Origin of the sequence: Microbacterium sp. 16-032, from assembly GCF_041079455.1 — a bacterium.
GTDB classification, from domain to species: domain Bacteria; phylum Actinomycetota; class Actinomycetes; order Actinomycetales; family Microbacteriaceae; genus Microbacterium; species Microbacterium testaceum_A.
In genome coordinates this window covers 187122-207143 of record NZ_JBFYGQ010000005.1, presented here as the reverse complement: position 1 = coordinate 207143, position 20022 = coordinate 187122, and the positions used below count along the sequence as shown (strand labels likewise).

25 protein-coding genes and 1 tRNA gene are annotated in these 20022 nt (G+C 70.8%); 12 read left to right on the top strand and 14 right to left on the bottom strand.

The window, feature by feature from the left end; translation table 11 throughout:
* The first annotated feature begins 42 nt into the window (after positions 1 to 42).
* Positions 43 to 1107 carry an ABC transporter ATP-binding protein gene (locus AB6V31_RS12240; protein ID WP_369365952.1) on the top strand — a complete coding sequence of 355 codons (1065 nt, stop codon included), beginning with the start codon at positions 43 to 45 and terminating at the stop codon, positions 1105 to 1107.
* Positions 1104 to 2192, top strand: coding sequence for an ABC transporter permease (locus AB6V31_RS12235; protein WP_369365949.1), 1089 nt, complete (start codon positions 1104 to 1106; stop codon positions 2190 to 2192). Before AB6V31_RS12240 ends, AB6V31_RS12235 begins: the two co-directional genes overlap by 4 nt.
* An 85-nt stretch (positions 2193 to 2277) precedes the next feature.
* On the opposite strand, the gene AB6V31_RS12230 is transcribed toward AB6V31_RS12235, so the two are convergent.
* Both AB6V31_RS12230 and AB6V31_RS12225 read right to left on the bottom strand, forming a co-directional pair.
* A complete protein-coding gene (locus AB6V31_RS12230) occupies positions 2278 to 2487 on the bottom strand; it encodes a hypothetical protein (protein WP_056226521.1) in 210 nt (69 codons plus the stop codon).
* Positions 2488 to 2536: 49 nt separating this feature from the next.
* Positions 2537 to 3532 (bottom strand): GTP-binding protein, encoded by a 996-nt coding sequence (locus AB6V31_RS12225; protein WP_369365947.1) that lies wholly within the window; start codon positions 3530 to 3532, stop codon positions 2537 to 2539.
* Between the two features lie 79 nt (positions 3533 to 3611).
* On the opposite strand from AB6V31_RS12225, the gene ykgO reads away from it, so the two are divergent.
* The 3 genes from ykgO (at position 3612) to AB6V31_RS12210 (ending at position 4427) form a co-directional block, all read left to right on the top strand.
* Positions 3612 to 3734: a type B 50S ribosomal protein L36 gene (gene ykgO, locus AB6V31_RS12220; protein ID WP_056226526.1), complete on the top strand. Its 123-nt coding sequence runs from the start codon at positions 3612 to 3614 to the stop codon at positions 3732 to 3734.
* Positions 3735 to 3825: 91 nt separating this feature from the next.
* Complete coding sequence (locus AB6V31_RS12215; RefSeq protein ID WP_056226528.1) at positions 3826 to 4134, top strand: helix-turn-helix transcriptional regulator; 309 nt, start codon at positions 3826 to 3828, stop codon at positions 4132 to 4134.
* The gene (locus AB6V31_RS12210; RefSeq protein ID WP_056226530.1) at positions 4131 to 4427 is read left to right on the top strand and encodes a hypothetical protein; all 297 of its coding nucleotides are present in this window, start codon (positions 4131 to 4133) and stop codon (positions 4425 to 4427) included. Before AB6V31_RS12215 ends, AB6V31_RS12210 begins: the two co-directional genes overlap by 4 nt.
* A gap of 149 nt (positions 4428 to 4576) precedes the next feature.
* Here AB6V31_RS12210 and AB6V31_RS12205 read toward each other — a convergent pair whose 3' ends face one another.
* From AB6V31_RS12205 to AB6V31_RS12165, 9 genes are all read right to left on the bottom strand, one after another.
* On the bottom strand, positions 4577 to 4969 hold the full coding sequence (locus AB6V31_RS12205; RefSeq protein WP_369365945.1) for a nuclear transport factor 2 family protein: 393 nt from the start codon (positions 4967 to 4969) through the stop codon (positions 4577 to 4579).
* Positions 4970 to 5076: 107 nt separating this feature from the next.
* Positions 5077 to 5301, bottom strand: a complete 225-nt coding sequence (locus tag AB6V31_RS12200; RefSeq protein ID WP_279367743.1) for an RNA-binding S4 domain-containing protein — start codon at positions 5299 to 5301, stop codon at positions 5077 to 5079.
* On the bottom strand, positions 5298 to 5939 hold the full coding sequence (locus AB6V31_RS12195; protein ID WP_369365943.1) for a hypothetical protein: 642 nt from the start codon (positions 5937 to 5939) through the stop codon (positions 5298 to 5300). Before AB6V31_RS12195 ends, AB6V31_RS12200 begins: the two co-directional genes overlap by 4 nt.
* Positions 5903 to 6130 (bottom strand): hypothetical protein, encoded by a 228-nt coding sequence (locus AB6V31_RS12190; protein ID WP_056226541.1) that lies wholly within the window; start codon positions 6128 to 6130, stop codon positions 5903 to 5905. The genes AB6V31_RS12195 and AB6V31_RS12190 overlap by 37 nt, the downstream gene beginning before the upstream one ends.
* Positions 6131 to 6315: 185 nt before the next feature.
* The gene (locus tag AB6V31_RS12185; RefSeq protein ID WP_056226543.1) at positions 6316 to 6786 is read right to left on the bottom strand and encodes a helix-turn-helix domain-containing protein; all 471 of its coding nucleotides are present in this window, start codon (positions 6784 to 6786) and stop codon (positions 6316 to 6318) included.
* 54 nt (positions 6787 to 6840) lie between these two features.
* Positions 6841 to 6913, bottom strand: a tRNA-Met gene (locus tag AB6V31_RS12180).
* A 92-nt stretch (positions 6914 to 7005) separates the two neighbouring features.
* Positions 7006 to 7710 (bottom strand): GntR family transcriptional regulator, encoded by a 705-nt coding sequence (locus AB6V31_RS12175; RefSeq protein WP_369365940.1) that lies wholly within the window; start codon positions 7708 to 7710, stop codon positions 7006 to 7008.
* Positions 7691 to 8596: a DMT family transporter gene (locus AB6V31_RS12170; RefSeq protein ID WP_369365939.1), complete on the bottom strand. Its 906-nt coding sequence runs from the start codon at positions 8594 to 8596 to the stop codon at positions 7691 to 7693. The genes AB6V31_RS12175 and AB6V31_RS12170 overlap by 20 nt, the downstream gene beginning before the upstream one ends.
* 35 nt (positions 8597 to 8631) lie before the next feature.
* Positions 8632 to 9069 (bottom strand): MarR family winged helix-turn-helix transcriptional regulator, encoded by a 438-nt coding sequence (locus AB6V31_RS12165; RefSeq protein WP_369365937.1) that lies wholly within the window; start codon positions 9067 to 9069, stop codon positions 8632 to 8634.
* A 55-nt stretch (positions 9070 to 9124) separates the two neighbouring features.
* Between AB6V31_RS12165 and AB6V31_RS12160 the strand changes: the two genes are divergently transcribed.
* Together AB6V31_RS12160 and AB6V31_RS12155 are read left to right on the top strand one after the other, a co-directional pair.
* Positions 9125 to 9493 (top strand): VOC family protein, encoded by a 369-nt coding sequence (locus tag AB6V31_RS12160; RefSeq protein WP_056226549.1) that lies wholly within the window; start codon positions 9125 to 9127, stop codon positions 9491 to 9493.
* A 147-nt stretch (positions 9494 to 9640) separates the two neighbouring features.
* Complete coding sequence (locus AB6V31_RS12155) at positions 9641 to 10579, top strand: hypothetical protein (protein ID WP_369365935.1); 939 nt, start codon at positions 9641 to 9643, stop codon at positions 10577 to 10579.
* A gap of 3 nt (positions 10580 to 10582) precedes the next feature.
* On the opposite strand, the gene AB6V31_RS12150 is transcribed toward AB6V31_RS12155, so the two are convergent.
* The gene (locus tag AB6V31_RS12150; protein ID WP_056226553.1) at positions 10583 to 10990 is read right to left on the bottom strand and encodes a YccF domain-containing protein; all 408 of its coding nucleotides are present in this window, start codon (positions 10988 to 10990) and stop codon (positions 10583 to 10585) included.
* Between the two features lie 140 nt (positions 10991 to 11130).
* On the opposite strand from AB6V31_RS12150, the gene AB6V31_RS12145 reads away from it, so the two are divergent.
* The 3 genes from AB6V31_RS12145 (at position 11131) to AB6V31_RS12135 (ending at position 15772) form a co-directional block, all read left to right on the top strand.
* Entirely contained in the window at positions 11131 to 11607 is a 477-nt protein-coding gene (locus AB6V31_RS12145; RefSeq protein ID WP_074696539.1) for a general stress protein, read from the top strand.
* A gap of 174 nt (positions 11608 to 11781) precedes the next feature.
* The gene (locus tag AB6V31_RS12140; protein WP_369365933.1) at positions 11782 to 14217 is read left to right on the top strand and encodes an ATP-dependent helicase; all 2436 of its coding nucleotides are present in this window, start codon (positions 11782 to 11784) and stop codon (positions 14215 to 14217) included.
* A 460-nt stretch (positions 14218 to 14677) separates the two neighbouring features.
* The gene (locus tag AB6V31_RS12135; RefSeq protein ID WP_074696543.1) at positions 14678 to 15772 is read left to right on the top strand and encodes an SseB family protein; all 1095 of its coding nucleotides are present in this window, start codon (positions 14678 to 14680) and stop codon (positions 15770 to 15772) included.
* Positions 15773 to 15825: 53 nt separating this feature from the next.
* Here AB6V31_RS12135 and AB6V31_RS12130 read toward each other — a convergent pair whose 3' ends face one another.
* Positions 15826 to 16452, bottom strand: a complete 627-nt coding sequence (locus tag AB6V31_RS12130) for a DUF1684 domain-containing protein (RefSeq protein ID WP_369365932.1) — start codon at positions 16450 to 16452, stop codon at positions 15826 to 15828.
* Between the two features lie 250 nt (positions 16453 to 16702).
* On the opposite strand from AB6V31_RS12130, the gene ligD reads away from it, so the two are divergent.
* Complete coding sequence (gene ligD, locus AB6V31_RS12125; protein WP_074696545.1) at positions 16703 to 17728, top strand: non-homologous end-joining DNA ligase; 1026 nt, start codon at positions 16703 to 16705, stop codon at positions 17726 to 17728.
* Here the strand turns inward: ligD and AB6V31_RS12120 are convergent.
* Positions 17725 to 18675, bottom strand: coding sequence for a DUF5937 family protein (locus AB6V31_RS12120; RefSeq protein WP_074696547.1), 951 nt, complete (start codon positions 18673 to 18675; stop codon positions 17725 to 17727). The genes ligD and AB6V31_RS12120 overlap by 4 nt on opposite strands.
* A gap of 55 nt (positions 18676 to 18730) precedes the next feature.
* Here AB6V31_RS12120 and AB6V31_RS12115 point away from each other — a divergent pair, with 55 nt between their 5' ends.
* Complete coding sequence (locus tag AB6V31_RS12115) at positions 18731 to 20002, top strand: MFS transporter (RefSeq protein WP_162234495.1); 1272 nt, start codon at positions 18731 to 18733, stop codon at positions 20000 to 20002.
* The last annotated feature ends 20 nt before the right edge of the window (positions 20003 to 20022 follow it).

The window sequence follows — 20022 nt, the reverse complement described above, 5'->3', positions numbered from 1 at the left end:
GTGGCCCTCGGGGGTGTCGAGGGCTCCCTCTATGGTGAGGCTATGGATGCCGGTATCGACGTCGCAGGAGTCAAACGGTCCTTCGGCGCGGTGCACGCCGTGCAGCAGGTGACGTTCACGGCCCTCCCCGGCCGGGTCACCGGGCTCGTCGGGCCCAACGGGTCGGGCAAGACGACCCTCATGCTCATGCTCGCGTCCCTGCTGCGACCCGATGAGGGCGAGATGCGCATCGGCGGCATCGACCCCGTCTCCGACCCGGCCGGCGCGCGTCGCCTTCTCGGATGGATGCCGGACTCCCTGGGCGCATGGCCGAGCCTCACCTCGCGCGAGGTGCTGGTGGCCACGGCGCAGCTCTACGACCTGTCGCGCGAGGATGCGCGTGCACGGGCCGACCACCTGCTGGAACTCGTCGACCTCGGTGCGCTCGCCGCCTCGCCCGCTCGCGTGCTGTCTCGCGGGCAGAAGCAGAGACTGGCGCTCGCGCGTGCTCTGGTGCACGACCCCCGGGTGCTGCTGCTCGATGAGCCGGCGTCGGGCCTCGACCCCCAGGCGCGCATCGCGTTGCGCGTGCTGCTGCGGCGGCTGGCGGGCGAGGGGCGCACGATCCTCATCTCGAGCCACGTGCTGTCCGAACTCGAAGAGGTCGTGGACGACGCCGTGTTCATGGTCGACGGGCGGACCGTCGGCACCGATCGCGTCGCCGCCGCGGCGACCCGCGTGCGGGTGTGGCGTGTGCGTGTCGCCGCAGACCTCGCTCGGTCGACCGAGTCCGTGCGCGGCGACATCGCGGCCGCCCTCGGGCGGACGGCCGAAGAGGTGCGGGTCGACCGGCGCGACGTCCTCGTGCCCTTCTCCGACGAGGCGGCGGCGGTCGCGGGGCTGCGCTCGCTCGTGAGCGCGGGGCTCCCGATCGTCGAGTTCGCCCCGGCGGTGGGCGACCTCGAGCACGCGTTCCTCGACCTGAGGGCCGAGGCCTCGCCTCCGACACCCGACCTCCCCGATGGCCCGGCGGGGCCGCGAGATGCCTCTCCGCCCGGCTCCTGGGCGCCGCCCACCGCACATCCGGTGACGGATGCCGATCGCACCGACGACGGGAGCACCTCGTGAACCTGCATCGTCTGCGCACGATCATCGGCATCGAGCTGCGCCAGCGCGTGCGCTCCGTCGGGTGGTACGTGCTCCTCGGCATCTTCGCCGTCATCCTGGTGGCCCTGCTGAGCCTTTCGTTCGCCGCGTTCTCGCTGACCACGGGCGGCAGCGAGTGGTTCTTCTCGCTCGTCATCATGCTCGTCCTGCTGCTCACGCTGTTGGTCTCGCCCACCTTGAGCGGGAGCGCGGTGAACGGCGATCGGGATGCCGCGACCCTCGCGCCCGTGCAGGTCACCCTGGTCACCACGAGCGAGATCGTGATCGGCAAGTTCCTCGCAGCGTGGATCTCGGGACTGGCGTTCCTCGTCGTAGCGCTGCCGTTCCTCGTCGTGGCCACCCTCGCCGGCGAGCTCAACCCCGGAGCGATCGTCACGTCGCTGCTGATCCTGATCATCGAGGTCGGCGTCGTGGCCGCGATCGGGGTGGGGCTGAGCGCGGTGATCGCCCGGCCGATCTTCTCGGTCGCGTCGACGTATCTCTTGGTGGCGGCGTTGACGGTCGGCACGCTCATCGCGTTCGGGCTCGGGGGTGCTGCTCTGCGCACGCAGACGACGACGATCAGTCGCGACGTCGATTGGAACGCGGTGCCCCTGGGGTGCGACCTGAGTTCGCCCTCGACCTCGCCGAATTGCCCGAGCTATGACGAGCTGCCGTGCGTGGAGTCGAGCTATGTCTCCGAGCAGCCCCGGTTCGATCGCGTCTGGTGGATTCTCGCGGCCAACCCCTTCGTCATCCTCGCCGATGCGACCCCGCCGACGTACGAGAACGGCAACCCGACCGATCTGTTCTCTCAGATCGCCGCCGGGGTCCGCTCCGCGCAGCTGTCGCCCGAGGAGACCACGTCCTACGACGGGTGCACGCTGTCGCGCGGTCTCAACGTCGACGACTACCCGAGCATCGAGGAGCGCATCGCGGGGACGACCCCGAGCTGGTTCGTGGGCCTGTTCTTCCAGCTGCTGCTGGCCGGTGGACTGCTCGCGTGGGGCATCTCCCGCACGCGGACGCCCGCGAAGCGGCTGCCTCCGGGGACGCGCATCGCCTAGCGACCCGCCGGTCATCGAGGCCGAGCGAACGAAGGGGCGCCCCCTGCCGCAGCAGGACGGGCGCCCCTCTCGTGTGCGGGGGAGGTCAGGCGTGGCCTTCGGCGGCGGGGAAGCCGGGGTCGTCGGCGGGAGCGGCGTCGCCGTCGAGGGCGTCGCCGGTGTGGTCGTCGAGGTTCACGTGCTCCTCGGCCTCGGCGGCGTCTTCGCGGACCTCGTCGGTGACAGCGTCGGTGGGGGCGGCCGAGTCGGCGCGGGCGTCGTCGGAGTGGCGGGAGGGGATGTCAGGAGTGCTCATGCGTTCACGTTCCTCTCCCCGGGCGGTGCGGGCGACCGGCTTGACACGGTCAGTCGGTGGCATCCGGGATCGATGACTCCACCGCCGGCCATGCTGGCAGCGGGTCGTCGAAGGCGAGCCAGGTCGCGGGGCCGCCGGCGAACTCCTCGTCGGTCAGGACGGCGTGGTCGAGGAGGTGCGCGAGTTTCGGCGCCGAGAGGTCGAGACCGGTGAAGACGATCTCCTGCCCCAGGCCCATGCGGCCGTCGTCGGCGCCGAGCGGTTCGATCCACATCGCGGATCCGACGTGTTCCCAGCGGGCCAGGATGCCGGGGCGCGATGCCAGGCGGCAGAACCCGGCCGAGCGCACCAGCCGGCCGGCCGCGCCGGCGTCGAGGCGATCGAGGGTCGCCGAGAGGCGCGCGGGGTGGAACGGCCGCACCTGCTCGTACGTGAGCGTCATCACGCGGTTGTCGCGCATGTACGGGTCGTGTTCGCCGTTCAACGCACGCACCCACCCCGCCCGCTCGAGGATCTCGCCCTCGTGCGTCGCGGCCGAGCGCAGGTCGCTGAGCGGGTCGCGCGACAGGCGCACGACGGCGGCGGGGTTCAGGTGCGACGCCAGCGCCATCTGCACGGCGAGCGCCGGCGTGGGCACCTGCTCCCAGTTGACCCAGACGATGCGCGTCGCGAGTTCCAATGCCAGCGCCGCCTGGCGCGCCCGGGCGCCGATGTCACCGCGGGTGTCGCCGGGTTTCGCGGATGCCGACAGCGCGGCGTCGTCGAGAAGATCGCCGATCATGTGGCGGGCGTCGACCACGCACACGGCCTCGACCTCCGACCCGCCGCGCGCCGCGATCGCGTGGATCAGGTCGACGTCGGTGCCGAGGTCGACCACGGTCTGCGCGTCGTTCGCCCGCGGGCGGGGGAGGGGGAGCGCGTGGGACACGCGCAGGTCGGCGTAGCGCAGCAGGTGAAGGGGTCGTGAGAGCGCGACGGCGGTCCGTTCCGCGTAGGTGCGGCGCTCGGGGGCGCACACGCCCATGATGGCGATCGTGCGGGGCATGGCATCCACCTCTCATTTGTCAGGGGCGTGGGGACACTTTAGCTTGTTATTGATAACAGTTATCAACAAGGAGGATGCCATGAAGGTCCGCGCGTCGATCAAGTCCCTGAAGAAGCAGCCCGGTGCGCAGGTCGTGCGCCGACGCGGCAAGGTGTTCGTGATCAACAAGCTCAACCCCCGCTTCAAGGGGCGGCAGGGGTGATCGCCCCGGGGTGGCGATAACGGAAACGAGAACCGTTCCCGAAAGCGTAAACACATTGCAATTCGTGCATGTGTGTGGTGGTCTACCTGATGTGGACACGATCGCCGGGCTCGACGATGCCGCCGAGCTGTTCAAGGTCCTCGGCAATGAGTCGCGTCTCGCGCTCGTCTGGCTGCTGAGCCGCGAACGACTCACAGTCGGGGCGCTCGCCGAGCGCACCGGACTCTCGCAGCCGCTGGTATCGCAGCACCTGCGGACCCTGCGGCAGTCGGGACTCGTGAGCTCGGAACGCGAGGGCAAAGAGATCCGTTACGCCCTCGCCGACCAGCACGTCGCTCACGTCGTGCTCGATGCGATCGCCCACGTCACCGAACCGACCGATCAGGGGAACGAACAATGAGCACTGCCGACACCCACGCCGAGCATTCCGTCGACGAGCACGCGCACGGCGACGACTGCGGCCACCAGAAGATCGAGCACGGGGATCACATCGATTACGTGCACGGCACGCACCACCACGCGCTGCACGGCGATCACTACGACGAGCACGAGTCGAAGGCCGAGCACGGCGTCGACGAGCACCGTCACGGCGACGACTGCGGCCACGAGAAGGTGACGCACGACGACCACGCCGACTACGTGCACGACGGTCACCGTCACGCGCTGCACACGGATCACTACGACGAGCACTGAGCTCGAGCGGCCTCCCGTGTCACGAGCGCGGGGTGCATCGAGGCCCGCTTCCCCCGTCGGGGTGGCGGGCCTTTCGCGTACCCCCGGTCAGGCCTGCACGCGGAAGGAGGGGGTCAATACGTCGACATGGTGGTGCAGAACGGATCCGTTCACGAATCGGATGGTGTCGACGCCACCCACCAGTCGGTGAAGAGCGCGGCACGACCGTCTTCGGCGAGCCGGATGACCATCATGTTGTCGTAGTGTCTCGCCTTCGCGGTGGCGTTGGGATAGTCCGTCCACCCGCGGATCACGGCGACATCGCCGTCGACCGCGACGAGCTCGTGCGTGAACGACCACGTTCCCGGTTCGTCCTTCTGAGCGAGCCACGCGTCGACGATCGCGTCGCGACCCACCCAGGGAGGGGTCGACGGCCCGTCGCGGTACTCGGCCTGCTCCGTGAAAAGGGAGCGGATCTCGTCCGGGTCGTTCGTCGACCACGCGCGGACGTAACGAGCGATCCAGTTTTCAGCGGCGGCGGCGGCGTTCTCGCGATTGTCCATGCGGGTCACGCTTCCGGAGCGGAGGGCAGTGCGCAAGCGCTGTTGCGGCGGAGCTGCGGCCGCGTCACGTGACGAGGGACGGCTCATCGCGCCGATGTCGGGTCGCGTCAGGCCTGCACGCGGAAGGAGCGTCCCTCGAACGTCACGACGTCGCCCACCTGCAGCTGGCGGCCGCGGCGGCGGTCGACCTCGCCGTTGACCTCGACGTAGCCGTCGATGATGGCCTCTTTGACGTCTCCGCCCGAGTCGAGGATGCTGGCGAACTTCATGAACGGGCCGAGGCGGATGCCCTCGCTGCCGACGGGCACATCCTGGGGCGCGGAGGAGGTCATGCGTCCAGTCTGACAGCAGTCACGAGATCGTCGCGGGTGTCGAAACGCTGCTCCACCGCGTCGGCACGTCGTGCATGAGGAGGGCGTGGTCGAACTGCGCGGCGCCGTCGGGCAGGGCGTCGAAGAAGGTCGACGAGAGGGCGGTGACGTCGATCGGCTCGACTCCACGCGTCGGTGTCGAGCCGGAGCCCCTCGAGCGCACCCGAGCGGGTCGGCGACCAGCCCACGGCATCCTTCCGGAAGAAGGTCGAGGACTGCTCGAGGGTCTCGAAGAGGGTGCTGCGGAACGAGATGCCGGGACCCCGGCGCGCGGCGACGCGGACGCGCAGATCGTCGGCCTCGACCCGGACCTCGAGGTCGTCGGCGGTGGAGCGGAAATCGACGCGGGCGGCGGCGTGCGTTCCGGGGAAGACACGTCCGCCGACCAGTCGTGCGAGAAGCGATGAACTGTGGCGACGGGGGATGTAGACGCCGGTCTGCGGGCCCTCGGCAGTGTCCCCCTCGACCGCGATGCGGTGAGCGGCGTTGCGGCTGCGGTGACCGATCGCCGGAGCGAACCAGAGGTGGAACGCTGCCGGCGGAGGCGTAGGAGCGCCGCGGGTCAGTGTGACGGGGAGTCCTCGGCCGCGCGTCGCCACGAGGCGATGTGCGGGGGGAGCTCGACCGTCAACGTGACCCAGAAGAGATCGTCGTTCATTGCGCGGTATCCCGCATGGGACGCGATGTTGCGCATCGTCCGGAGGGCGGTGGCGACCTCGGCGGGGGTGTCGGTGACGAATGACGCGAACTCGTCGGTCTCGAAGAGCGCTGCGGCTCGGATGATCGCCATCGAGCCGGACGCGTACGACGGCGAGGTGCGCCGGAACGCGCTTCTTCCTTCGCTTGTCGCGTGGCCGAGGAAAGACTCGATCGCGTCGACGCTCTCGAGGAAGTTCGCCTGGGCATGCGGTGCAGGGGGCTGCTCCGCCCTCGGAGCGCGTCGAAAGCGCGCGGCCGGTTGCGACTCGGATTCCGTCACAGGGCGGCCCACGCCGTCGAGTCGAGGAAGGAAGGCCGGTGCTCGTCATCGACGATCACGTCGACGGCGAAGCCCGTGAGCTCTTCCACGGTGTGAGTGAAGGCCGCGATGTCGAAATAGCCGCGTCCTGCGTCGACGCGAGCGAGAAGGTCGATATCCGACGTGAAGTGATCGGCGCCGGTCGCCACCGAACCGAAGACGCGGATGTCGCGGAGTCCGTGCCGCCGCCCTGCCTCGACGATCGCTTCGGCGTTCTCTTCGACGGCCAGGCTGGGTCGGTAGTCGGCGGCCCGCAGCAGGCGCTCGAAGGCGTCGTCGCTGGGGTTTCTCGTCCCGTTCTCGATGGCCGCCACATTGGGCTGGCTCATCCCGGCCGCTCGCGCGAGATCTGCCTGAGACATCTTGCGGTCGAGGCGCGCAGCTCGCACGAGGTGCGACGCGCGGCTGCGGTCGAAGCTTCGGGTCACGGCTATACCTCCGTGATATACCCTAGCGATCCGTCGATCTGCTGAGGGGTGTCGACGCGACGGCGGGAGTCGAACCCGCCACGCCTTCGGTTATGAGCCGAGGCCCGGGACCGCCCGGATCGCCGCGATGTGCCCCCACGCTAACCCGGGGCGCGCGAGCGACGAAGGGGCGTTGCGCGAGGTGACGGGATGTGTCGCCGTGTGGCGGTGGGGCCTCGATCAGCGCCCGGATCGCCCGTCGATGATCGCCCTCGTGGAGTGCTCGAGGTGCGCGCGCACGACCCGCTCGGGATCGCGGAGCGCCGCTTCGACATAGGCGCGGTGTTCCGCCGTCAGCGCCCCGGGAGCGTAGGCGGGCCGCACGTGCGTGAGAAGCAGGCGCATCTCGCCGTCGAGGCGGCGGTACTCCTCGGTGATGCGCGGAGACCCCGCCGCGGCGACCAACGCCAGGTGCACGCGGGCGTGCGCGTCGAGGGTTCCTGTCCAGTCGCCTTCGGACTCGGCGTCGGCGAGAGCGTCGAGGGCGTCGTCGACCTCGGAGAGGTGGATGCCGCGATCCCGCACGATCCGCAGCGCCTCGGTCTCGAGAGCGCAGCGCAACTGCTGAAGGGCGATCAGGGCGTCGTCGTCGAGCTGGGACACCCGGACGCCGCGGTAGGGCTCGGCCGTGGCGAGCCGCTCGGCCGTGAGGGTCGCGAGCGCCGTGCGGGCGGTGTGCCGCGAGATGCCGTGGGTCGCGCTGAGCTCCTCCTCGCGCAGGGGCGTGCCGGGGGCGAGTTCGCCCGACAGGATCGCGGCGCGCAGCGTGTCGGCGACGGCGTCCGCGGTGCGGGGGCCGGGCAGGGGCGCTCCCCGGCGGCGCGAGTGCGTCTCGCCCGTGCCCGCCGCGGCGCCGTCACTGGTGTCACGCGCGGGCCGTGGCATCCGGAACCTCCTCACGCCTGCGAGACGGAGCCGACACCACGGCGAGGCCCACCGCGATGAGGGCCAGGCCGATGCCGCTCACGAGAGTGAGGTGCTCGCGCAAGACGAACAGGCCCAGAAGCGTGGCGGCGAGGGGCTCGGCGAGGGTCAGGGTCGATACCGTGACGGCGCTCAGGCGGACGAGCCCCCATCCGAACAGCAGGTACGCGATCGCCGTGGTCACGACCCCGAGCCAGAGGGCGAGGGCCAGGCCGTTCGGGGTGAGCAGCCACGACGTCCCGGCGAGGACGAGGACGGGAAGGCTCGCCACGGCGGCGATGCCGAACACCGCTCCCATGACCCGTGTGGAGTTCCACCCCCTCTCGATCAGTGCTTTGCCGCACACCGTATAGAGGGCGTACGACATTCCCGCGCCGGCCGAAGCGAGCAGGCCGCCGGGCGCGAGAGCGGTCGCGCCGCCCGTCACGCCCGACACGAGGACCACGCCGATCAGCGCGACGGCGGTCGCGAGCATCCAGCGCGGCGTGGGAGCGCGGCGCAGGCGGACGGCATCGACGATCCCGGTCGCGATGGGCGCCGAGCCGAGGGCGACCACCGTGCCGATGGCGACGCCGTTCTCGCGCGTGCCCAGGAAGAACAGCGGTTGGTACGCGAGGACGCCCAGGGCTCCGACGGCGATCAGCGCCGCGGTGGACGCGCGGGATCCGCTGCGCGCGCGGCCGGGCGAACGCTGGGCGAGAGCGAGAAGGCCCAGGATGCCGCCTCCCACCACGATCCGCGCCGCTCCGACCGCGAGGGGGGAGGCGTCGACGCCCGCGAGGGCCTGCGCCGTGCCGGTGGTCGAGAAGCACAGCGCCGCGGCGAGGATCGCGAGGGCGGGAAGCATGGATGGATTGTTACACAATCCTGCCCTCGGCGGAGTCAGCTGCGCAGCGACGCCACCATCGACCGCAGGGCGTGCAGGGCGGCCGCCTGCTCGGCATCCGTCATTCCGCTCAGCATGCGCTTCTCCACCGAGCGGACGGCCGCGCTCGCCGCATCGAGGGAGCGCTGCCCCTTCGCGGTGAGCCGCGTGGGGAGGGCTTTGCCGACGGGGGCGGCATCGGGGCGCTCGACGACGCCCTCGCGTTCGAGGCTCTGCAGGAGGACGTTCATCGACTGCCGGGTGACGAAGGCCCCTCGCGCGAGGTCGGAGTTCGACAGGCCCGGCCGCTGGGCGAGGAGTTCGAGGCAGGAGTAGTGCGTGATCGTCATTCCGAGGGGGCGCAGCACGTCCTCCATCGCCGCGCGCAGCGCGCTCGCCGCCTCTTTCAGGAGGTACCCCAGGGAGGTGTCCAGGTCGATCGCCTCTTGCGTCATGTCAGTATTCTGACATACACTGGATGTCAGATAACTGACACGCGAGGAGACTCTCATGCCCGTCACCGGACCCGACTTCATCTCACTGCAGGTGCGCGATCTCGCCGCCTCGCACGCCTTCTACGAGAAGTACCTCGGCCTGCGCCGTTCACCCGCCGGCCCGCCCCACGCGGTCGTCTTCGACACCGCGCCGATCGCCTTCGCGCTGCGCGACCTCGCCCCCGGCACCGACCTCACCGGGGTCGCCCAGCCCGGTGTCGGCGTCGCTCTGTGGCTCCACGGCACCGAGGTGCAGCAGATGCACGACGCACTCGTCGCCGACGGGCACCGCATCGTGATGGAGCCGATCGACGGCCCCTTCGGACGCACCTTCACCTTCGCCGACCCCGACGGGTACCACGTGACCTTGCACGACAAGGCCTGAGTCCCGTCGCGGGCGCGCGTGGTGTCGGCATCCTGGATCGCCGTTCGGAGAGGGATGCCGGCACCCCGGCGCTCGCGCGAACTCACCCGTGCCGCTGCTCACCGCTGACCGGTCGGGAGCCCTGAATCCGACGGGTAACGTAGGGACATGGCGACGACGGCGGGGCGAGGCATCCTGGCCCTCAGCGTCGCCGCGATCCTCCTGGCGATCGGCACGGTTCTCGCCGTGATGGTCGACCCGTTCGCGCGAGAGCAGATGACGGTCGACCCGGCGACGGAATGGATCGCCCGCGTGCTCCTGGCCCTCGGCGTGGTCTGGCTGCTGATCGGAGCGGTCGCCGCCCGCACCCGTCTGGTCCGCCGCCCCGGGGCCGCCGCCGCGCGCGCGTCGTGGATCGCGTCGACCCGACCCTGGCGGGCGCGCGAATCGAGCCTCGGCCTGCTGCCGCTCGACCGCTGGCTGATGATCCTCGTGCCGGGCGGACTGCTCGTGCTCACGCGCGTGGTGCAGACTCCGCGCGACGGGCTGTGGGGAATGGCCATCGCCGTGGCCGGCTGGCTCCTGTTCGCCGCCGCGGTGCGTCTGCTTCTCGGGCGACGCTCGCCGTGGCCGATCATCGCGGCCGTCGGCGGCGCGCTCGTGCTGCGCTGCGTGGTGGCGTTGCTGGCCGTATCGCTGTCGGGTCCCGAGGGGATCTGGGAGGCGCTCTGGGCGCAACCGTGGGTGCGCATCCTCTACCTCGCGATCGCCGTCGCCCTCGTCGCGTGGGTGTTCGTCGTGGCCGGCTGGTCGCTGTCGGCGCAGCTGGGTCGCCGCCGCGCGGCCGGCGTCGCGCTCGCCGGTATGGGCGTCGGGTACGCCCTGCCCGCGGTGACCATCGCCGTGGTGGGCGCGAGGGACGCGCTGCGCTCGTGGAACGAGCAGATCGGCATCCTGCCCTGGGATCTGGCCCGTTTCACCGGGGTGCGCGACGGGATGTTCCCCGTCGAGCTCATGACCGTCACGGCCGTGATCGGGGGGATCGCGACGGTGGTCGGCATCCTGCTCGCCCTGCCCCGCCGGGTGTACGTGCGCTCCGCGCGCTGAGCCCTACCGGCCGAGCGTCTGGTCGAACGGTCCGCCGCGACCGATCTCGCGCACCTCTTTGCCGAGCGGCATGAGCGACACGGGAACGAGCTTGAAGTTCGCGATGCCGAGCGGGATGCCGATGATTGTGACGCACAGCAGCAGCCCGGTGAAGATGTGCCCCAGGGCGAGCCACCAGCCCGCCAGGATCACCCAGACCACGTTCCCGAGGAACGAGCCGACGCCGGCCGACCGCTTCGCGACGATCTCGCGGCCGAACGGCCACAGGGCGTACAGCCCGATGCGGAAGGACGCGATCCCCCACGGGATCGTGAGGATGAGGACGCACAGGACGATCCCCGCGGCGAGATAGCCGAGGAAGAGCCAGAAGCCCGAGAGCACGAGCCAGAGGACGTTGAGGATCAGCCGCATGCATCCATCATCGCGGTGTCGGCTGAACGGCATCCGGGGTGTGACTCAGCGGCGCTAACCGGGGCCCGGCCCGCGCGCAACCGCCCCGCGCGGTGCGGGCGGCGTCGTTAGCGTGGGGTCACCGAGGGAAGGAACCCGCCATGTCCGACATCACCCGTGCCACGCCCGAGCGCCGCGTCCTCTCGAGCTTCAGCGACTACACCGGGGCGCAGGCCGCCGTCGACCGCCTGTCCGATGCCGGCTTCCCGGTCGAGCACACCGCGATCGTGGGAACGGGTGTGCGCATCGTCGAGCAGGTGACCGGACGCCTCACGCGCGGCCGCGCCGCGGGTCTCGGCGCCGCCTCGGGGGCGTGGTTCGGCCTGATGATCGGGGTGCTGATCGGTTTGCTGAGCGTCGGAGGGTTCCTCGGGTTCGTGCTCCTGGGCCTCGTGCTCGGAGCGGTGTGGGGCGCGGTCTTCGGCTTCGTCGGGCACTCGTTCACGGGCGGGCGCCGCGACTTCTCGTCGGTGCAGGGCTTCGAAGCCGAGCGCTGGGACGTGACGGTGGATGCCGAGCACTTCTCGCGCGCCCAGTCGCTGCTGTCGTCGGGTGCGGCGGGCGAAGCGCGCAGCTGAGGCGTCCGCGGGGCCGAAGAGCTGGGGTGCGGGGGCCGGTGGCCGGTCCCGGGGCGTCGTTCGTGGCCCCGGGGCGCGATCCGCGGCCCCGGGTCCACGGTTGCACGGCGTGAGCCCGCGGGCGTGGCGCCGACGGGGCCGATGTCGGAGGCCCCGCCTAGACTTGACCACGCCATGACCGACGCCTCCATGCCCCTCATCGTCGACGGTCCCGGACCGTCGGCATCCCGACCCGACGCCGACCTCCTCGAGGGGCTGAACGGTCCGCAGCGCGAGGCCGTGACCTATCGCGGCCAGGCCCTGCTCATCGTCGCGGGCGCCGGCTCCGGCAAGACGAGCGTGCTCACGCGTCGCATCGCGTCGCTGCTGCGCACGCGCGAGGCGTATCCCAGCCAGATCCTCGCGATCACCTTCACCAACAAGGCCGCCGGCGAGATGCGCGAGCGCGTGCACCATCTGATCGGGCAGAAGGCCGACGGCATGTGGATCTCGACGTTCCACTCGGCGTGCGTGCGCATCCTGCGGCGAGAGGCCGAGCAGTTCGGTTTCACCAAGTCGTTCACGATCTACGACTCCGGCGATTCCCGCGCGCTCATCAAGCGCCTCGTCAAGGAGCACGAGGGCGACTCGTTCGGGCTCACCCCCGCCGGCACGCAGAGCCGTATCTCGAAGCTGAAGAACGAGCTGGCGGATGCCGAGTCCTACGCGCGGTCCGCGAACATGAGCGACCCCGCCGAGCGTGTGTTCGTAGAGATCTTCGGCTCGTACCAGCGCGAGCTGCAGCGGGCCAACGCGTTCGACTTCGACGACCTCATCGCGCAGACGGTCTACCTGTTCCGGGCGTTCCCGCAGGTCGCCGACCGCTACCGCAAGCGGTTCCGCCACATCCTCGTCGACGAGTACCAGGACACCAACCACGCGCAGTACGCGCTCATCCACGAGCTCACGCGGCCTCCGGGATCGGATGCCGAGCCGTTCTCGTCCGGCGGCATGATGATCTTCGACGCCGAGCCCGCCGGCGAAGACGCCGCTTCGCTGACCGTCGTCGGCGACTCCGACCAGTCGATCTACGCGTTCCGCGGTGCCGACATCCGCAACATCAGCGAGTTCGAGCGCGATTACCCGGGCGCCAAGGTCGTGCTGCTCGAGCAGAACTACCGTTCGACGCAGAACATCCTCTCGGCGGCCAACGCGGTCATCTCGAACAACTTCGACCGTAAAGACAAGAAGCTCTGGACCGACGTCGGCGCGGGCGACCCGATCATCGGGTTCACCGGGTACTCGCAGCACGACGAGGCGCAGTTCGTCGCCGACGAGATCGAGGCGCTGCACAAGAAGGGGCTGCCGTACTCGGGGGTCGCGGTGTTCTACCGCACCAACTCGCAGTCCCGTGCGCTCGAAGAGATCTTCATCCGTTCCGCGGTGCCCTACAAGATCATGGGCGGCACCAAGTTCTACGAGCGCGCCGAGATCAAAGACGCGCTCGCGTACCTCATCGCCGTCGCGAACCCCGCCGACTCGATGGCGCTGCGCCGCATCCTCAACCGCCCGCGCCGCGGCATCGGCGACGTCACCGAGACGGCCATCGCGCGATACGCCGCCGAGCACGGAATCACCTTCCGCGATGCCCTCGCCAACTCGGCCCAGATCGGCGTCGGCCCGAAGCTGCAGAAGGCCATCGATCAGCTCGACGCGGTGCTGACCGAGGCCACGGCGATCATGCTTCCGGCATCCGGAGAGCTCGCCCCCTCCACCTCGGTCACCGAAGGCCTCACGCTGCTGCTGAACAAGAGCGGATACTTCGACGCCCTGCGCGCCAGCAAAGACCCGCAAGACGAGGCTCGCCTCGAGAACCTCGACGAGCTCGTCGCCGTGACCCGCGAGTTCGCGCGCAACAACCCCGAGGGCACGATCATCGACTTCTTGACCGAGGTCACCCTCGTCGCCGACGCCGACGATCTCGACGACGCGTCGGGCTCGGTGTCGCTCATGACGCTGCACACGGCGAAGGGCCTCGAGTACGACGCGGTGTTCCTCACCGGCGTCGAAGAAGATCTGCTGCCGCACCGCATCTCGGCGAACGAGCCGGGCGGTCCGCAAGAGGAGCGGCGGCTGTTCTACGTCGGCATCACGCGCGCCCGCAAGCGCCTGCACCTCTCGCTCGCGATGACTCGCGCGCAGTTCGGCGAGGTCACGGTGGCCATGCCCAGCCGGTTCCTGCAGGAGATCCCCGCCGACCTCATCGACTGGCGGCAGTCGCCGGGCGACGTCAACGGCCGTGGCGGCTCGCAGTCGCGCGCGCTCAACGCCCGCGGCGGACGCCGCCCCGGCCAGCCCGGGGGCGGAAGCCGGTACGGGGACGACCTGGTGCCGCTGCCCAAGCGGGCGCCTGCGGATCCGAGCAAGTTCCCCAACCGCATCCCGGCCAAGGTCCGCGACAACGGCGACATGCAGCTGGCGTCGGGTGACCGCATCCGGCACGACGACTTCGGTGAGGGCCGAGTGGATGCCGTGACCGGCGAGGGCGCGAAGCGCGTCGCGCACGTGCGCTTCGACACCGTCGGCCCGAAGAAGCTGCTCGTCAAGATCGCGCCGATCACCAAGCTGTAGGCGGCGGGCGCTGGGCTGGGCGCCGGGCGCTGGGCGCTCGGCTGAGCCCCGGGCGCTGGCTGGGCGCCGGGCGCTGGGTTGGGCGGCGGGCGCCGGGGTCTCCCGTGTGCGAGCGGTTTTCCGAGCGCGCGGGGCGGTTCGGGGCGCGTTCCGTGCACCGGGGCGTGCGCGGTGCACCCCGTTGCACGTGCGGCGCCCCATAGCCGCGGTTCGCTCGTGTGGGGTGGTCGCGACGCAGGTGGGACAGGGCCGCGGGCGATGAGATTCTCGGTTTGGGGCGTGTCCTGTCGATTGGGGCGTGAAAATGCTGCCCCAAGCTACGGATCCCGCCCCAAACGTGAATCGGAGCCCGCCGAGCCCGCGTCACGGGCGCCCCGTCAGTTCCACGGGCCGCATCTGCCGACCCCACGATGCGCGCCCGGCGGACCGGGCGGGGGAGCGCCCCGGCTAGGCTGAAACAATGGCTCTCTTCTCGCGCCGCAAGAAGTCCGACTCCGACGACGCATCGGTCGACCGGCCCGACACCACGATCGAGCCGGGCGAACAGCCCGTCGATCCCGCAGGCCCGAGCGACGCCGCTCCGGCCCCGGAGGTTTCGGCCGAGGCCGCCCCCACCGTCGGCATCTCGATGTCGTCGTTCCGTGGTGTGGGTGCCGGCCCCGACACCCCCGAACCGTCGTCGACCCCGCCCGTCGCTGCTCGCCCTTCGGCGCGTCAGCCCGGCGCGATGGAAGCCCCCGAGGCACCCGAGACGGTGCCGGGGCTGCGCGACAACGTGCTGCTCGGCAACGCTCTCGCTGAGATCGAGGGGCAGCCCGAGCCCGCTCAGCTGCTCAACATCGCGCGTCAGCTGCTGCAGGGGCACGTCTTCCTGCGGGTGAAGGGCGACGCCCGCGCGCTGCTGGCCGAGGGCAAAGACCTGCCGCTCGCGGTGGCCAACAACGGCGACGAGCAGCTCGTGCTCGCCTACAGCGGTGGACTGGCGCTGCGCGCCAGCGTCGACGCCGATGGCGACCGCGACACCTCGGCGATGGGGCAGCCGGTCATGGCCCTGCTGCGTCACGTGCTCGCCGGTCCCTACGCGGGCATCATCCTCGACCCCGCGTCGGGCGCGAACCGCGCGGTGCTCCCCAAGGCGCTGCTCGAGCGCATGGTCGCCGAAGTCGACCCCGAACTCCGCATCAAGACGGCCCTGTGCGAGACCCGCGACGACTCGACGGCATCCACCATCGTCGACGCGATCGTCGCCGAGGCTCCGCTGTGGATCGGCGTGAACCGCTCCGAAGAGGGCGGCCCGATCGGCGTCGCCGAGTCGCGCTCGGCGACAGGCGAGCGTTTCCTCGAGGTGTTCACGCACCCGCTCGAACTGCTCGCCCTCGGTCGCGGCGACCAGCCGCTGCCCATCAAGCGCGACCAGCTCGCGAAGGCGCTGGCCGGGGACACCGGGCTCACCGGTATCCTGATCGACCCGGCGGGACCGTGGATGCGCATCGACCGCGACGAGCTCGCACCCGTGATCGCCCTCGCGCAAGAGGGCGCCGAACCCACCGCGTAAGACACGGACGACGGCGGGCCGCTCCCTCTCGGGGCGGCCCGCCGTCGTCCGTGTCAGACCCCGTACAACTCGCCGACCGGCACCGCGACGGGGAGGACGTTGCCCGCCGGGGCGAGCGGGCACGCCCACATCGGGTCGTAGGCGCACGACGGGTTGTACGCGAAGTTGAAGTCGATGACCAGGGTGTCAGGGGCGGAGCCGCGGCCGAGGTCGGCGCCCTTGATCGTGTCGAGCAGGTAGCGCCCGCCGCCGTACGTGCCGCCGGGGCGTCCGGCCGCGGCATCCCGTACCGGGACGAACAACCCTCCGCCGTACGAGGTGAGCCGCCAGACATCGAGCGAGCCGGTGTCGGGGAGCTCGACGCGACCGATGCGTTCGAACCCGACCTCGCCGTCGGTGCCGGTCGTGGCGACGAACGACGCCTCGTCGGCGTCGAGCAGCGGGACCTCGAACCGCCACGCGGCGTCGTACGGCGCCAGCGGCAGCCCGACGAAGCCCTCGCGCTGTTCCGGAAGCAGGGGAGTGGCCGGGTGATCGGCGAACAGCGCGTCGCGCTCGATCCGCCAGAGCTCGTGAGCGTCTTCGGGATCGTCGGCTTCGCGCACGGCGTCGTACAGCGCGAACACGCGGCGGCGCCAGTCGGCGATGTCGAGGGCGGAGCGGGCGGCGGCGGAAGTCATGTATCGAGCGTAGGACCGGGGCGGATGCCGCGGCTCGGGCTGGACACGCCCGCCGCGGGGCGTCGGTGCTGTGCGTACGTGGCCCCGGGGCCACTTCTCGCGCCCCGGGGCCACGAAACGTGCCCCGGAACGGCCGCGGCGCCCCACGGCAGGGGTTCCCCACGGCAGTGACACCCCGCAGAAGCGGAGCCCCGCCCGAATGCCCGCAACGGGGCAGACACGGCCCCGGCCCGCGCACTAGCGTCGGGTCATGGCATCCCCCCGCATCACGCTGACCGTTCCGGGACCCGAGGGCGAGCGCGAGGTGGGCATCTCGAACCCCGACCGCGTGCTGTGGCCCGAGGTCGGGATCACCAAGCGCGAGCTCGCCGAGTACCTCATCGCCGTCGCCGACCCCTTCATCGCCGCGAACGGGCACCGGCCGGTGTCGCTCGAGCGCTTTCCCGAGGGTGTCGGCGGCGAGGCCTTCTTCTCCAAGAACCCGCCGAAGGGTGCGCCCGCTTTCGTCGAGGCCGTGACCGTGACGTACAACAGCGGGCGCCGGCATCCGCAGCTCTTCCTCGGCGAGATCGCGTCGGCGGTGTGGGCGGCGCAGATGAACACCATCGTGTTCCACCCGTGGGCCTCACTCGCGACCGATCCCGACCACCCGATCGAGCTGCGTATCGATCTCGACCCGCAGCCGGGAACGGGCATCGCCGAGGCCGTCACCGCCGCTCACGAGCTGCGCGCTGTGCTGCGCGAGGCGGGGCTCGAGCCCTGGATCAAGACCAGTGGCAACCGCGGCCTGCACGTGTTCTGCCCGATCGAGCCGACGCACGAGTTCCTCGACGTGCGGCACGCGGTCATCGCCGCGGCACGCGAGCTGGAGCGACGGATGCCGGATGCCGTGACCACCAACTGGTGGAAGGAAGAGCGCGGCGAGCGGATCTTCGTCGACTTCAACCAGGCGAACCGCGACCGCACCATGGCCGGGGCGTATTCACCGCGGGCGCTTTCGACCGCGACGGTGTCGACGCCGGTGGCCTGGGATGAGCTCGACGACCTCGACCCGCTCGCGTTCACCGTGCGCTCGATCCCCGAGCGACTGGCATCCGTCGGTGATCCCTGGAAGGGGTTCGCTGACAAGCCCGGACGCATCGACACCCTGCTGGAGTGGTGGCAGCGTGACCTCGATAACGGTCTGGGGGAGCTGCCGTTCCCGCCCGAGTTCCCGAAGATGCCGGGGGAGCCCCCGCGCGTGCAGCCGTCTCGGGCGAAGAACCCGGAGGCCTAGGGCGTCAACGCATCGCCCGCGGCGCTGCGGTAGTACAGCACCGCGCGGCCGTAGCGCGCCCGGTTCAGGAGCCCGGCCCGTTCCATCACGCGCAGGTGCTGATTGATCGCGGAGGTCGAGACGCCCAGTTGCAGGGCGAGATCGGTGGAGGATGCCGGCTCGCCCAGGGCCGCGAGCAAGGTGGCGCGCGTCCGCCCGAGCAGGTCGGACACGGCGTCCGGCGCGGGCTGCCCGCTCGTCGACCACATCGCCCCCTGGCCGCGCGCGGGGTACATCACCGTCGGCGGCAGGTCGTCGTCGATGGGCGTCGAGACGCGGACCGTGAAGATCGAGGGGACGAGAGTGAGCCCGTCGCCGCGCACCGGTCGACGGCGGATCTCGGGGTTCCACAGCCGCACGTCGAGGTGGCGGCCGTCGTAGCGGGCGGCATCCGAGAGTCCGTTGAGGACGGTGCCCATCCCGGCCTGGGCGGCGATGCGGCCGCGGTAGGCGATGTCGGCGCGCAGCACGGTGCTCATGCGCGCCCAGTGCGGGGCGAAGCACAGGTCCCACGTGGTGGCGAGGGCGCGTTGCAGGCGGGCGATGACCAGGTCGTGTCGGCCCCGGAACACCGTGGGCACCTCTCCGTGCACGCGCTCGAGGTCGGTCGTGAAGTGGGCGCGGGTGATCCGTCCGAGCGCGGTCAGCTCGTCATCGAGAGAGGTCAGCGGAGAAGCCGGCCGAGGGTTCACGAAGTCGGCGGTCCACTTGCGGTCGTTGACGAGCGCGAGCAGCACCTCGAGATCGAGCAGGGGACGCACCGACGCGATCCGCTCGAGCCACGGGCGCTGCAGCGGAAAGCCGTCGGGCTGTGAGAGCGCGCGCAGACTGAGCCCGAGTTCGGACAACGGCGAGATGCCGAAGCGGATCGCCGAGATGTCGGCGGCGTCCAACTCGTATCGGATCATGTAGCCCCACGCTACATCGATTGAACGACTCGGCCGTGCCTGGATCAATGGAGACGTGACCAGCACGATCCCCACCGTCCCCCTGAGAACCCTCGTTCAGACGGACAAGACGCTCCGACGTCTGCTGACGATCACCCTGGTCGACACCCTCGGTCGCGGCGCGTTCTTCACCCTCACCACGCTCTACCTCACGCTCATCGTCGGCCTCGAGCCGGTCACGGTCGGAATTGGCCTCACGATCGCCGGCGCGGTCGGTGTCGTGAGCTCGCTCGTCTTCGGGCACCTGTCCGATCGCTTCAGCGCGCGGACGATGCTCGTCGTGCTGCACGTCGTGCAGGGGAGCGCCCTCATCGGCTACCTCTTCGTGCGCGATCTGCCCACGCTCGTTGTCGTCGCGTCGCTCGTGTTGCTGGCCCAGCAGGGCGGCGGAAGCGTGCGCTCCGCCGTGGTCGGCCGCGCGTTCCGCGGCGAGGATCGCGTGCGGATCCGCGCCACGATGCGGACCGTCACCAACGTCGGCATCGGTGTGGGTACGGCGGTCGCGGCCATTCCCCTGGCCCTCGGGACGCCTTTCGCCTTCCACCTGACGATGACTCTCGCCGGGTCGCTCTTCCTGGCCTCCGCGGTGCTCGTCGCCGGCCTGGACCCGGCGCGCGTCGACGTCGTGGTCACGGCACCTGACTCGACGGCCCCCGCCGCGGCGGGCCGGAGTCCCTACCGCGACCCGCGTTTCCTGTGGCTGACCGCTCTGATGGGGGTCTTCGGCATCCAGTTCGGGGTCTTCGAAATCGGTGTGCCGTTGTGGGTCGTGTCGCACACGATCGCCGCCGACGTGGTGGTGAGCCCGCTCCTGTTGGTCAACACGATCGTCGTCGTGCTGCTGCAGGTGCGGATGAGCCGCGGCACCGGAACCTTCGCCGGCGCGGGACGCGCGATGACGCGAGCCGGATGGCTCATGGTCGCGGCCTGCGCGCTGTGGGCGGGCGCCGGATGGGTCGGGGGAGAAGGCTGGGGGCCCGCAACGCTGGTGATCGTGGTGCTCCTGGCGGCTGCCGTCGTGCACTCGCTCGCCGAGATCATGTCGAGTGCCGCGGGCTGGAGCCTCAGCTTCGACCTCGCCCCGCAGGAGCGTATGGGCAGCTACCAGGGCGTCTACGGCACGGGGTACGCGGTTGGCGCGATGATCGCGCCCGCCGTCGTGACGCTAACGGCGATCGACCTCGGGACGGGCGGATGGGCGATCCTCGCCGCCATGTTCGCCGGGGCGTCGGCGGGCGTCGTGGTGATCGCCCGCCGGGCGGCACGGGAGGCGGATGCCGCGGGGTAGCGCCTGCGGTCGCTGTCACC

What these genes read in the sequence shown, in the direction of transcription:
- AB6V31_RS12175 (WP_369365940.1), bottom strand. Translation starts at nt 7,710, where the DNA reads ATGCCACGGCCCGCGCGTGACACCAGTGACGGCGCCGCGGCGGGCACG.
- AB6V31_RS12200 (WP_279367743.1), bottom strand. Translation starts at nt 5,301, where the DNA reads ATGACCTCCTCCGCGCCCCAGGATGTGCCCGTCGGCAGCGAGGGCATC.
- AB6V31_RS12190 (WP_056226541.1), bottom strand. Translation starts at nt 6,130, where the DNA reads ATGGCGATCATCCGAGCCGCAGCGCTCTTCGAGACCGACGAGTTCGCG.
- AB6V31_RS12225 (WP_369365947.1), bottom strand. Translation starts at nt 3,532, where the DNA reads ATGCCCCGCACGATCGCCATCATGGGCGTGTGCGCCCCCGAGCGCCGC.
- AB6V31_RS12230 (WP_056226521.1), bottom strand. Translation starts at nt 2,487, where the DNA reads ATGAGCACTCCTGACATCCCCTCCCGCCACTCCGACGACGCCCGCGCC.
- AB6V31_RS12135 (WP_074696543.1), top strand. Translation starts at nt 14,678, where the DNA reads ATGGCTCTCTTCTCGCGCCGCAAGAAGTCCGACTCCGACGACGCATCG.
- AB6V31_RS12120 (WP_074696547.1), bottom strand. Translation starts at nt 18,675, where the DNA reads ATGATCCGATACGAGTTGGACGCCGCCGACATCTCGGCGATCCGCTTC.
- AB6V31_RS12160 (WP_056226549.1), top strand. Translation starts at nt 9,125, where the DNA reads ATGCCCGTCACCGGACCCGACTTCATCTCACTGCAGGTGCGCGATCTC.
- AB6V31_RS12205 (WP_369365945.1), bottom strand. Translation starts at nt 4,969, where the DNA reads ATGGACAATCGCGAGAACGCCGCCGCCGCCGCTGAAAACTGGATCGCT.
- AB6V31_RS12155 (WP_369365935.1), top strand. Translation starts at nt 9,641, where the DNA reads ATGGCGACGACGGCGGGGCGAGGCATCCTGGCCCTCAGCGTCGCCGCG.
- AB6V31_RS12130 (WP_369365932.1), bottom strand. Translation starts at nt 16,452, where the DNA reads ATGACTTCCGCCGCCGCCCGCTCCGCCCTCGACATCGCCGACTGGCGC.
- AB6V31_RS12145 (WP_074696539.1), top strand. Translation starts at nt 11,131, where the DNA reads ATGTCCGACATCACCCGTGCCACGCCCGAGCGCCGCGTCCTCTCGAGC.
- ykgO (WP_056226526.1), top strand. Translation starts at nt 3,612, where the DNA reads ATGAAGGTCCGCGCGTCGATCAAGTCCCTGAAGAAGCAGCCCGGTGCG.
- AB6V31_RS12165 (WP_369365937.1), bottom strand. Translation starts at nt 9,069, where the DNA reads ATGACGCAAGAGGCGATCGACCTGGACACCTCCCTGGGGTACCTCCTG.
- ligD (WP_074696545.1), top strand. Translation starts at nt 16,703, where the DNA reads ATGGCATCCCCCCGCATCACGCTGACCGTTCCGGGACCCGAGGGCGAG.
- AB6V31_RS12210 (WP_056226530.1), top strand. Translation starts at nt 4,131, where the DNA reads ATGAGCACTGCCGACACCCACGCCGAGCATTCCGTCGACGAGCACGCG.
- AB6V31_RS12150 (WP_056226553.1), bottom strand. Translation starts at nt 10,990, where the DNA reads ATGCGGCTGATCCTCAACGTCCTCTGGCTCGTGCTCTCGGGCTTCTGG.
- AB6V31_RS12140 (WP_369365933.1), top strand. Translation starts at nt 11,782, where the DNA reads ATGACCGACGCCTCCATGCCCCTCATCGTCGACGGTCCCGGACCGTCG.
- AB6V31_RS12170 (WP_369365939.1), bottom strand. Translation starts at nt 8,596, where the DNA reads ATGCTTCCCGCCCTCGCGATCCTCGCCGCGGCGCTGTGCTTCTCGACC.
- AB6V31_RS12240 (WP_369365952.1), top strand. Translation starts at nt 43, where the DNA reads ATGGATGCCGGTATCGACGTCGCAGGAGTCAAACGGTCCTTCGGCGCG.